Here is a 10,590-nt window from a genome sequence, read left to right as displayed (position 1 = left end):
GCAGCCGCTTCGAGGCGGTCAAACGCAATGTCAGCGAACACCGCCTGAGCACCGTGTGCCAGGAATCCCACTGCCCGAACATGGGCGAATGCTGGTCCAACGGTACCGCCACCATCATGCTGATGGGCTCGGTGTGCACCCGCGCCTGCCGCTTCTGCGCGGTGGACACCGGCAACCCCAACGGCTGGCTGGACCTGGAAGAGCCGCAGAACACCGCCAAGTCGGTGGAGCTGATGGCGCTGCGCTATATCGTGCTGACCTCGGTGGACCGCGACGACCTGGACGACGGCGGCGCCAGCCACTACGCCGCCTGCGTACGGGCGATCAAGGACAACACCCCGCACGTAGTGGTAGAAGCCCTGACTCCGGACTTCGACGGCGACCTGCAGGCCATCGAACGCGTGGTGGATTCCGGTCTTGAGGTGTTTGCGCAGAACGTCGAGACGGTCAAGCGCCTGACCCATGAAGTACGCGACCCCCGCGCCGGTTACGAGAAGACCCTGCGAGCGCTGGAACACGCCAAGCGCCATCGCCCGGACGTGCTGACCAAGACCAGCCTGATGCTCGGCCTGGGCGAGACTGACGAAGAAATCCTGCAGACCATGGATGACCTGCGCGCCATTGGCGTCGACATCCTCACCCTCGGCCAATACCTGCAACCGACCCGCAACCACCTGACGGTCAAGCGCTGGGTCAGCCCGGAAGAGTTCAATCACTTGCGCGACATCGGTCTGCAGAAGGGCTTTATGGAAGTCGCCGCCGGCCCGCTGGTACGCTCCAGCTACCGCGCCGACAAGGTGTTCGAGAAGAATAACCTAGGCCTGGCCGCTCCGGTGCCCGTGCCGGGCCAGCAGCTCGACAGCAGCCTGATTCCGGCGCTTAATCTGAGCTAATAACTCCTGGGTTACGCCCTGGGTTACGCCTTTGGCTAACCCAGGCTACGGTCTGATCGAGAGATAAAACGCCTGATCCTGGGTTATGCCTGGGGTTGGGCGTTTTGCTTTGCGCCGAATCTCAGCCTAGCAGTCGATTACGCCCGCCAGGCTCTGCTGCTGCGCGTAATCGAGGTGCTTGACCAGTTGCTCACGCAGCCGCGCACTGACTTCAGAAATATCTACCGACCCTGCGACCTGATCGGCCAGTTGGGTCATGGCCATGCCGGCATAACCGCAAGGGTTGATACGCTGGAAGGGCTGCAAGTCCATATCCACATTCAGCGCCAGGCCATGAAAGCTGCGGCCGTTGCGGATACGCAGGCCCAGCGAGGCAATCTTCGCGCCATCCACATACACACCCGGGGCATCCGGTTTGGCGTTGGCGCTGACGCCATAACTGGCGAGCAGGTCAATCAGGCTGCGCTCGATGCGGCTGACCAGCTCACGCACACCGATACCACTGCGACGCACATCCAGCAGCAGATAAGCCACCAGCTGGCCCGGACCGTGGTAAGTCACCTGGCCGCCGCGATCGACCTGCACCACCGGAATATCGCCCGGAAACAGCACATGCTCGGCCTTGCCGGCCTGGCCCTGGGTAAATACGGGGGAGTGTTCGAGCAGCCAGATTTCGTCCGGCGTATCCGCGCCACGGGTGTCGGTAAAGCGCTGCATGGCATGCCAGGTGGGCTGATAGTCGACCTGGCCCAGCTCACGAAAGCCGAGCGGCAGGCTCATCAGAGCACCATATGGACGATGCCGGTCGCGCGCAGGGCGCTGTTGATATCGCGCAACTGGTCTTCACCGGTTGCCTCGATATGCAGCTGCACCGTGGTGTACTTACCATTACTGCTCTGGCGCTCGGCCAGGGTACTGAGATCGACCTTGGCATGCTTGCTGAGGATTTCGATCACCATGTCTTTGTAATGGGCACCACTGTCGCCTACCACCTTGATCGGGTAGTCGGCGCATGGGAATTCGATTTTGTGCGTTTTTACATCAGGTTGAGTCATGGCAGTAACGGCCTCGTAAGCCGTGGCAACAACAACGCCCCTGCGGGTCGGCAGGGGCGCGCTGGTCACGCTATCAGTTGAACAATCCGAAGAAGAACAGGCGGATGCTATCCCACAGGCGGCGCAGGAAACTACCTTCCTCGACAGCCTCAAGGGCGATCAGATCGGCGCTGTGCACCACCTCCTCACCCAGCTTCACTTCAACCTTGCCGATCACCTCACCCTGGGCAATCGGGGCGGTGAGCTGCGGGTTGAGGATCATCCCGGCTTGCAGTTTTTCCAGCTGCCCCTTGGGCAGGGTCAGGCTCAGATCAGCGCCAAGGCCGGCTTTGACCTGGCGCACGGCGCCTTTCCACACCTGGGCCTGAGCCAGTTCCTGACCTTGCTTGTAGAAGGTGCGGGTCTCGAAGAAGCGGAAACCATAGGTCAGCAGCTTCTGGGTTTCCGCAGCGCGGGCCGACTCGCTGACCGTGCCGAATACCGAGGTGATCATCCGCGCGCCATCCCGTACGGCCGAAGCCACCAGGCAGTAGCCGGCTTCTTCGGTGTGACCGGTTTTCAGGCCGTCGACGGTCTTGTCACGCCACAGCAGCAGGTTGCGGTTGCCCTGCTTGATGTTGTTCCAGAGGAACTCCTTCTGCGCATAGATCGCATAGTGCTGCTGGTCTTCGTTGATGATGGCACGAGCCAGAATGGCCATGTCATGAGCGCTGGAGTAATGCTCCGGATGCGGCAGACCAGTGGCGTTCATAAAGTGGCTGTTGCTCATGCCCAGGCGTGCAGCGGTCTCGTTCATCATGTCGGCGAAGGCGTCTTCGCTGCCGGCGATGTACTCGGCCAGGGCGATGCTGGCGTCGTTACCGGACTGGATGATCACGCCGTGCAGCAGGTCATCCACAGTGGCCTGGCTGTTCAGCGGCAGGAACATGGTCGAGCCACCGGATGCGGCACCACCGGTACGCCAGGCATGTTCGCTGATGGGTACCAGATCCTGCTCGCCGATCTTGCCCTTGCGAATTTCCAGGGTAGCGATATAGGCGGTCATCAGTTTGGTCAGGCTGGCCGGCGGCAGACGCTGATCACCGTTGTTTTCCACCAGCACCTTGCCGCTGGCGGCATCCAGCAGCACATAGGATTTGGCAGCCAACTGCGGCGCAGAAGGAATGGCTGGCTGATTGGCCCAGGCGGTCGACGCACTGAGTAGGCAAAGTGATAGGAAAACGCGTTGCGCAAAGCTGGTGATATTCATCCGTCTCTCTAGATTGCTGATGGTGAACAGGCCCAGAGGGCATAAGTTGCTGATGCCTCTGGCCAACTGTGGCTGGCCGGAGGTGTTTGTTTAGTCCCGCAGAAGCAGCAGAAGTGCCCGGTCAGTCGGCCTTGACCAGGGTCGGTTCACCGAGATTGGCCAGGCGCACGCTGCTCTGCAGCTGCTCAGCCTCGCTTTGGCTGCTCACCGGACCCAGACGCACGCGGTGCAATATCTGCTGGTTGCGCACCACTGAGCTGACGAACGCCGGCGCAGCCACTGTCTCGCTCAGCTTCGCCCGGAGTAGCTCCGCAGCGTCCGGATTGGCGAAGGCGGCCACTTGGAGATACAGGCCAGAGGCTGCGACTGAAGCGTTTTTTTTTGCGTCAATCTGCACGGGGAGCACCGCGGCGGCATGTTGCTGCGGGGGCGGTGAATACTGTTCAAGCGGCTGCGCGATAGGCTGCGCAACCGGCTGCGCCTGCGCCACTTGCTGCGGCGCTGCCAGCACCATAGGCACCGGCCGGCCCTGCTGGGCCCACCACTCATGCGGATCGATGCCTTCGACCTTGACCCGCGCGGTGCCGCTTTCGGCATAACCGAGCTTCTTCGCCGCGGCGAAAGACAGGTCGATAATCCGATCGGAAGAGAACGGCCCACGGTCATTGACCCGCAGAATCGCACTCTTGCCGTTTTCCAGATTGGTTACGCGCACGTAGCTGGGCAGCGGCAAGGTCTTGTGTGCGGCGGTCATGCCATACAGGTCGTAGGTTTCACCGTTGGCGGTGGCCTGACCATGGAACTTGGTGCCATACCAGGAGGCCGGGCCGACCGCCTGATAGCGACGGGCATCGGGAATCGGGTAGTACTGCTTGCCGAACACGGTGTAGGGGCTGGCCTTGACCCGACCGTAATGCGGCATCGGCACGGCATCGGGAATCCGCGACACATCGACATCCCACCAGGGCGCGCCATCCTTGTGCGGACGGTTGAAATCACCCGGCCCGGAAATCGCCCCACCCGGCTGCACCGGTGCAACCGGCTGCGGCGCACGGGTGGACGAACAGCTGGCCAGCAGTAACGCCAGGCTGCCATAGGCAGCCAATTTAAACGGCAAACGCAGCATCAATTCTTACCCCGTGCATCAACCAGCAACTCGGCCAGCTGATTGACCGCCATGGCATACATCACACTGCGATTGTAGCGGGTGATCACAAAGAAGTTAGGCTGGCCCAGCCAGTACTCGGCGCCGTCGGCACCTTCCAGACGGAAGGCGGTTACCGGCAAATCGTCAGCCAACGGGTCGGCGCTGGTCCAGCCCAGCGCCCGCAGCTCAGCGACATTCTTTACCGGGTCCAGGCCCACTGTCAGGCCTTGCTCGGCCTGCTCACCCGTGACGGTGGCGGCGCTGACCACCGGCTGCCCCGGTTGCCAGTGGTGACGCTTGAAGTAGCTGGCGACGCTGCCGATGGCATCGGTCGGGTTGTTCCAGATATTGATATGGCCGTCACCGTCGAAATCCACGGCGTAGGCGCGAAAGCTGCTCGGCATAAACTGCGGCAGGCCCATGGCCCCGGCGTAGGAGCCGGTCATGCTCAGCGGCTCGACCTGCTCTTCACGGGCCAGCAGGAGGAACTCGCGCAGCTCCTTGCGAAAGAATGGCGCGCGCGGCGGGTAGTCAAAGGCCAGGGTCGACAGGGCATCCATCACCCGCCAGCTGCCGGTATTGCCGCCGTAGAAGGTTTCCACGCCGATGATTGCCACAATCACCTGGGCCGGCACACCGTATTCGGCTTCGGCACGGGCCAGGGTCGCCTCGTGCTGCTGCCAGAACTCGACACCCTTGCTGATGCGTTTGTCGGTGATAAAGATCGGCCGGTAATCCTTCCACGGCTTGGCCTTTTCTGCCGGGCGCGAGATGGCATCGAGGATCGCCTGCTTACGTTCAACCTGGGCGAACAGCTCGACCAGTTGTTCACCGGCAAAGCCGTAATCACGGGTCATTTCGCCGACGAACTCGGCCACCTGCGGCGACTGCTGATAATCCCCGGCCAGCACGGGCTGAGCCACGGCGCACACCCCGGTCAACGCCAGCCAAGGTGCAGTACGTACCATCCAACCACGCGCGTTTTGCATTAAATTCATAATCCCAATCAAACCTATGCCATCCACTTACGATGAGTGTGGATCGACATCAAAATTCCAAATCCTGCCAGCAGGGTGATCAGCGAGGTACCGCCATAGCTGATAAACGGCAGCGGCACGCCCACCACCGGCAGCAGGCCGCTGACCATGCCGATATTGACGAAGACATAGACGAAGAAGGTCATGGTCAGCGCGCCGGCGAGAAGCTTACCGAACAGCGTCTGCGCTTGCACGGTAATCACCAGGCCGCGGGCGATCAACAGCATGTACACCAGCAGTAACAAACACACGCCAACCAGGCCGAACTCTTCGGCCAGTACCGCGATGATAAAGTCGGTGTGGCTCTCAGGGAGAAAATCCAGGTGCGACTGGGTGCCTTGCAGCCAGCCCTTGCCGAGCACCCCGCCCGAACCAATCGCCGCCTTGGACTGAATAATGTTCCAGCCACTGCCCAGCGGATCGCTTTCCGGGTTAAGGAAGGTCAGCACGCGCTGTTTCTGGTACTCACGCATAACAAACAGCCACATGCCGATGGCAATCGGCACCACCGCCGCCACCGCGCCGATCACCCAGCGCCACTGCAGGCCGGCGATAAACAGCACGAAGCCGCCAGAGGCGATGATCAGCAGCGAGGTGCCGAGGTCCGGCTGCAGCAGAATCAGCACAAAGGGCACGATGATCATCGCCAGGCTGATGCAGATATGTTTGAGCCGTGGTGGCAGGCTGCGGCTGGACAGGTACCAGGCAATGGTCGCCGGCATGATGATCTTCATAAATTCCGAGGGCTGGAAGCGAATCACCCCAGGGATATTGATCCAGCGCGTGGCGCCCATGGCGTTATGCCCCATGACGTCCACCACCACCAGCAAAGCGACGCCGCCGACATAGGCCAACGGCACCCAGCGCGCCATAAAGCGCGGCTCGAACTGGGCGATGATCAACATGCCAACCAGACCGATACCGAAGGAGGTGGCCTGCTTCATCAGCAGGTCGACGTTCTTGCCACTGGCCGAATACAGGATAAACAGGCTGCCAGTGGCCAGAATCAGCAGAATCAGCAGCAGAATGCCGTCGATATGCAGACGCTGCAGCAAGGTGGCGCGACGGCGCATCAGGTCTTCGGAGGACAGGTTGCGGTCGAAATTACTGTTCATGGCGCAGCGACCTCGACCGCCACAGGCGGAGCATATTCGGCTTTCAACTGACCGTTTTCATCCAGCAGCCAGGCATCGATCACCTGTTTGACCACTGGTGCGGCAACCCCGGAGCCGGACTCGCCGTTCTCCACCATCACCGATACGGCGATCTGCGGGTTATCCGCCGGAGCGAAGGCAACGAACAGGGCGTGGTCACGGTGGCGCTCGGCGACCTTGCTGCGGTCGTATTTTTCACCCTGTTTGATCGCCACCACCTGGGCGGTGCCGCTCTTGCCGGCGATTCGGTAAAGCGCGGCGTCACCCACCTTGCGCGCAGTACCGCGCGGGCCGTGCATCACCTGCTCCATACCATGGCGGCCGTTATCCCAGAACGCGGGATCACGCAAGACGATATCCGGTAACGGGTTGGGATCGACGGGCGCACGGCCCTGGATGGTCTTGGCCAGGTGCGGGCGAATCCACTTGCCGCGTGTGGCCATCAGCGCGGTGGCCTGGGCCAGTTGCAGCGGCGTGGTCTGCATATAGCCCTGACCGATGCCGAGAATCAGCGTCTCGCCCGGATACCAGGCCTGACGGTAACGCGCGCGCTTCCAGTCCCGCGACGGCATCAGTCCGGCGGTTTCCTCGAACATGTCCAGCGACACGCGCTGACCCAGCCCGAAACGGGTCATGTAGTCATGCATGCGGTCGATGCCCATCTTGTGCGCCAGCGAATAGAAATAGGTGTCGTTGGAGCGGGCGATGGCCAGGTCCATATCCACCCAGCCATCGCCGGTACGGTTCCAGTTGCGGTATTTGTGGCTGTGGTTGGGCAGCTGATAGAAGCCGGGATCGAATACCCGGGTCTGCGGCGTGACGACGCCAGCATCCAGCCCCGCCACCGCGACCATCGGTTTGATCGTCGAGCCCGGCGGATACAGGCCGCGCAATACGCGGTTATACAGCGGTCGGTCGATGGAGTCGCGCAGGTCGGCATAGGCCTTGAAGCCGATACCGGTGACAAAGGGGTTAGGGTCGAAACTCGGCTGACTGACCATCGCCAGCACTTCACCGGTCTGCGGCTGGATCGCCACAATTGCGCCACGCCGGCCGGCCAGGGCCTTTTCGGCAGCCTCCTGCAAGCGGATATCGAGGCTCAACACGATGTCCTTGCCGGGCAGCGGATCGGTGCGTTTGAGCACGCGCAGCACGCGGCCACGGGCGTTGGTTTCGACTTCCTCGTAACCCACCTCACCGTGCAGCTCGTCTTCATAGAAACGCTCGATACCGGTCTTGCCGATATGGTGCGTGCCGCTGTAGGCCACCGGATCGAGCTCTTTCAGCTCTTTCTCGTTGATCCGCCCGACATAACCCACCGAATGGGCAAAATGCTCGCCCAGCGGGTAATGCCGCACCAATTGCGCGGCGACTTCCACCCCCGGCAGACGGAACTGATTGATCGCCACACGGGCGATCTGCTCCTCGCTCAACTCGAACAGCACCGGCACCGGCTCGAACGGCCGCCGCCCCTGACGTACGCGGCGCTCGAACAGCGCACGCTCATCCGCGCCCAGCTCCAGCACCTCGACGATCACGTCGAGCACCTGCGGCCAGTCGCCGGCGCGCTCGCGGGTCAGGGTCAGGCTGAAGCTGGGGCGGTTATCGGCGATGATCACCCCGTTGCGGTCAAAGATCAGCCCACGGTTCGGCGGGATCGGCTGCACGTGGATGCGGTTGTTTTCCGCCAGGGTGGTGTGATGCTCGAACTGCACCACCTGCAGGTAATACATGCGCGCCACCAGCACCGCGGTCAGCAACAACACCACCACAGCACCGACCACCGCGCGTTTGCGGATCAGGCGGCCGTCTTTCTCGTGGTCTTTGAGGCGGATAGGTTGCGGCATCGGTGGCTGCTGGTTACTGGCTGATTATTTGTGGTAAGGGTGGCCGGACAATACAGTCCAGGCACGGTACATCTGTTCGCCGATCAGAATCCGCACCAAGGGGTGCGGCAGGGTCAGCGGCGACAACGACCAGCGCTGTTCACTGCGCGCTTGCACTTCAGGCGCCAGCCCTTCCGGGCCGCCGACCATCAGGTTGACGGTACGTGCATCCAGGCGCCACTTGTCCAGTTCGACCGCCAGCTGCTCGGTGCTCCAGGGTCGCCCTTCGACTTCCAGGGTGACGATGCGTTCCCCAGGCTGAACCTTGGCCAGCATGGCCTCGCCTTCCTGACGGATCATCCGCGCCACATCGGCATTCTTGCCGCGGGTGGTCAGCGGAATTTCCAGCAGTTCCAGGGACAGCTCGCTGGGCATGCGCTTGGCGTATTCCTGCCAGCCTTCTTCCACCCAACGCGGCATCCGCGAGCCGACGGCGATCAGTTTGATCCGCACCGCTGCGCGTCCTTATTCCTGTTCTGGGCCGGCTTCGACGCTGAACTGCGCACGGCTTTGCTCGGCACCCTGCCACAGCCGCTCAAGGTCATAGAACTGGCGAGCCGTCGGCAGCATCACGTGGACCACGATATCGCCCAGGTCGAGCAGCGCCCACTCGCCGGTGTCCATGCCTTCGGTGCCGATCGGGCGCACGCCCTGTTCCTTGACTTTCTCCAGTACGTTGTCGACCAGCGACTTGACGTGACGGCTGGAGGTGCCGCTGGCGATCAGCATGAAATCGGTGATGCTGGTCTTGCCGCGTACATCGATGGTGGTGATGTCCTGCGCCTTGATCTCTTCCAGGGCTGCGATGGCCAGTTTGACCAACTCTTCGCTCTGCATTTTTGCCTTAGTCATAAGTAACTCATTTGCCTCGTGTTCAATTCGCGTCACGGTACAGTCCGTGGGCATGGATATAGGCCAGTACCGCGTCAGGCACTAGATAACGTGCCGACTTTCCGCTCGCCAGTAGCGAACGGATCTGGGTAGCCGACACCGCCAGGGGTGTCTGCCAGATAAAAGCAATTTGCCCGCTCGGCCCACTCAGGGCCGAAGGGTCACTCACACTGCGCGCCGCCAACAGATTACGCAGCGCCTCGGGCGCTTCACTGTCGGCATCCGGGCGCTGCAACACCAGAATATGGCAGTGCTGCAGCAACTCATCCCAACGCTGCCAACTGGGTAAACCGCAGAAGGCATCCCAGCCCAGCAGCAGAAACAGCTGATCGTCCGCCGCCAACTCGCCGCGCAACGACTCCAGGGTGTCGATGCTGTAGGACGGCTTGTCGCGCCGCAGCTCGCGATCATCCACCTGCAACACCCCGGCATCGGCTACCGCCAGGCGAACCATGGCCAGGCGATCCTGCGCACTGACCTCCGGCGCGCTGCGATGGGGCGGCCGCGCGCTGGGGATCAGGCGCAATTCATCCAACTGCAGCGCATCGGCCACTTCCACGGCGCTGCGCAGATGGCCGATATGCACCGGATTAAAGGTGCCGCCGAGCAGACCGATGCGTCGGGCCTCGACACGTTGGGCGCCGCTGCGCTTGGCCATCAGGTACGCCCCATCAGGTACGAATGTGCCCGTCGCCAAACACCACGTACTTCTCGCTGGTCAGCCCATCCAGCCCAACCGGGCCGCGCGCGTGCAGCTTGTCAGTAGAAATACCGATCTCTGCGCCCAGGCCGTATTCAAAGCCATCGGCGAAACGAGTCGAGGCGTTGACCATCACCGAGGCGGAATCCACTTCGGTGAGGAAGCGCCGCGCATCACTGAAGTTCTCAGTGATGATCGCGTCGGTGTGCTGCGAGCCGTAATGGTTGATGTGCTCGATGGCCGCATCCAGCGAATCGACGATGCGAATCGCCAGGATCGGTGCGTTGTATTCGGCAAACCAGTCGTCTTCGCTCGCTTGCAGCACGTCACTGCCCAGCAGCGCGCGGGTCGCAGCATCGCCACGCAGTTCAACACCCTTGGCGCGGTAGATCGCAGCCAGCGGCGGCAGCACCTTGTCGGCCACGGCGGCGTGCACCAGCAGGGTTTCCAGGGCGTTGCACGGTGAGTAGCGTTGGGTCTTGGCGTTATCGGCAACGCGAATGGCTTTATCCAGATCGGCGGCGATGTCGATATACACATGGCAGACGCCGTCCAGGTGTTTGATCACCGGCACCTTG

General features: G+C 62.0%; 12 protein-coding genes. 1 reads left to right on the top strand and 11 read right to left on the bottom strand.

Features of this window, described 5'->3' with window-relative positions:
• The coding region (gene lipA / locus WA145_RS17675) for a lipoyl synthase (protein WP_422582816.1) at positions 1-893 on the top strand (893 nt) is incomplete at its 5' end.
• 126 nt (positions 894-1,019) lie between these two features.
• Here lipA and lipB read toward each other — a convergent pair.
• From lipB to WA145_RS17620, 11 genes are all read right to left on the bottom strand, one after another.
• Positions 1,020-1,673 carry a lipoyl(octanoyl) transferase LipB gene (gene lipB, locus WA145_RS17670; RefSeq protein WP_422582815.1) on the bottom strand — a complete coding sequence of 218 codons (654 nt, stop codon included), beginning with the start codon at positions 1,671-1,673 and terminating at the stop codon, positions 1,020-1,022.
• Positions 1,673-1,948: a DUF493 domain-containing protein gene (locus tag WA145_RS17665; protein ID WP_422582814.1), complete on the bottom strand. Its 276-nt coding sequence runs from the start codon at positions 1,946-1,948 to the stop codon at positions 1,673-1,675. The genes lipB and WA145_RS17665 overlap by 1 nt, the downstream gene beginning before the upstream one ends.
• 73 nt (positions 1,949-2,021) lie before the next feature.
• The gene (locus WA145_RS17660) at positions 2,022-3,197 is read right to left on the bottom strand and encodes a D-alanyl-D-alanine carboxypeptidase family protein (protein ID WP_422582813.1); all 1,176 of its coding nucleotides are present in this window, start codon (positions 3,195-3,197) and stop codon (positions 2,022-2,024) included.
• Positions 3,198-3,318: 121 nt separating this feature from the next.
• The gene (locus WA145_RS17655; RefSeq protein ID WP_422582812.1) at positions 3,319-4,323 is read right to left on the bottom strand and encodes a septal ring lytic transglycosylase RlpA family protein; all 1,005 of its coding nucleotides are present in this window, start codon (positions 4,321-4,323) and stop codon (positions 3,319-3,321) included.
• A complete protein-coding gene (gene mltB, locus WA145_RS17650; protein ID WP_422582819.1) occupies positions 4,323-5,333 on the bottom strand; it encodes a lytic murein transglycosylase B in 1,011 nt (336 codons plus the stop codon). The genes WA145_RS17655 and mltB overlap by 1 nt, the downstream gene beginning before the upstream one ends.
• 23 nt (positions 5,334-5,356) lie before the next feature.
• Positions 5,357-6,454, bottom strand: a complete 1,098-nt coding sequence (gene rodA / locus WA145_RS17645) for a rod shape-determining protein RodA (protein WP_422582818.1) — start codon at positions 6,452-6,454, stop codon at positions 5,357-5,359.
• A 38-nt stretch (positions 6,455-6,492) separates the two neighbouring features.
• A complete protein-coding gene (gene mrdA, locus WA145_RS17640; protein ID WP_422582811.1) occupies positions 6,493-8,382 on the bottom strand; it encodes a penicillin-binding protein 2 in 1,890 nt (629 codons plus the stop codon).
• A 24-nt stretch (positions 8,383-8,406) separates the two neighbouring features.
• On the bottom strand, positions 8,407-8,874 hold the full coding sequence (gene rlmH, locus WA145_RS17635) for a 23S rRNA (pseudouridine(1915)-N(3))-methyltransferase RlmH (RefSeq protein WP_422582810.1): 468 nt from the start codon (positions 8,872-8,874) through the stop codon (positions 8,407-8,409).
• 12 nt (positions 8,875-8,886) lie between these two features.
• A complete protein-coding gene (gene rsfS / locus WA145_RS17630; protein ID WP_422582817.1) occupies positions 8,887-9,258 on the bottom strand; it encodes a ribosome silencing factor in 372 nt (123 codons plus the stop codon).
• A gap of 37 nt (positions 9,259-9,295) precedes the next feature.
• Entirely contained in the window at positions 9,296-9,970 is a 675-nt protein-coding gene (gene nadD / locus WA145_RS17625; RefSeq protein ID WP_422582809.1) for a nicotinate-nucleotide adenylyltransferase, read from the bottom strand.
• A 13-nt stretch (positions 9,971-9,983) separates the two neighbouring features.
• Positions 9,984-10,590, bottom strand: a 607-nt coding sequence (locus WA145_RS17620) for a glutamate-5-semialdehyde dehydrogenase (protein ID WP_422582808.1), incomplete at its 5' end; no start/stop codon positions are given.

It is taken from the genome of Pseudomonas sp., from assembly GCF_049301935.1.
Classification (GTDB): domain Bacteria; phylum Pseudomonadota; class Gammaproteobacteria; order Pseudomonadales; family Pseudomonadaceae; genus Aquipseudomonas.
This window is presented reverse-complemented; position numbering and strand designations above follow the sequence as displayed.

What these genes read in the sequence shown, in the direction of transcription:
- lipB (WP_422582815.1), bottom strand. Translation starts at nt 1,673, where the DNA reads ATGAGCCTGCCGCTCGGCTTTCGTGAGCTGGGCCAGGTCGACTATCAG.
- nadD (WP_422582809.1), bottom strand. Translation starts at nt 9,970, where the DNA reads ATGGCCAAGCGCAGCGGCGCCCAACGTGTCGAGGCCCGACGCATCGGT.
- WA145_RS17660 (WP_422582813.1), bottom strand. Translation starts at nt 3,197, where the DNA reads ATGAATATCACCAGCTTTGCGCAACGCGTTTTCCTATCACTTTGCCTA.
- WA145_RS17655 (WP_422582812.1), bottom strand. Translation starts at nt 4,323, where the DNA reads ATGCTGCGTTTGCCGTTTAAATTGGCTGCCTATGGCAGCCTGGCGTTA.
- mltB (WP_422582819.1), bottom strand. Translation starts at nt 5,333, where the DNA reads ATGCAAAACGCGCGTGGTTGGATGGTACGTACTGCACCTTGGCTGGCG.
- rodA (WP_422582818.1), bottom strand. Translation starts at nt 6,454, where the DNA reads ATGCGCCGTCGCGCCACCTTGCTGCAGCGTCTGCATATCGACGGCATT.
- mrdA (WP_422582811.1), bottom strand. Translation starts at nt 8,382, where the DNA reads ATGCCGCAACCTATCCGCCTCAAAGACCACGAGAAAGACGGCCGCCTG.
- WA145_RS17665 (WP_422582814.1), bottom strand. Translation starts at nt 1,948, where the DNA reads ATGACTCAACCTGATGTAAAAACGCACAAAATCGAATTCCCATGCGCC.
- rsfS (WP_422582817.1), bottom strand. Translation starts at nt 9,258, where the DNA reads ATGCAGAGCGAAGAGTTGGTCAAACTGGCCATCGCAGCCCTGGAAGAG.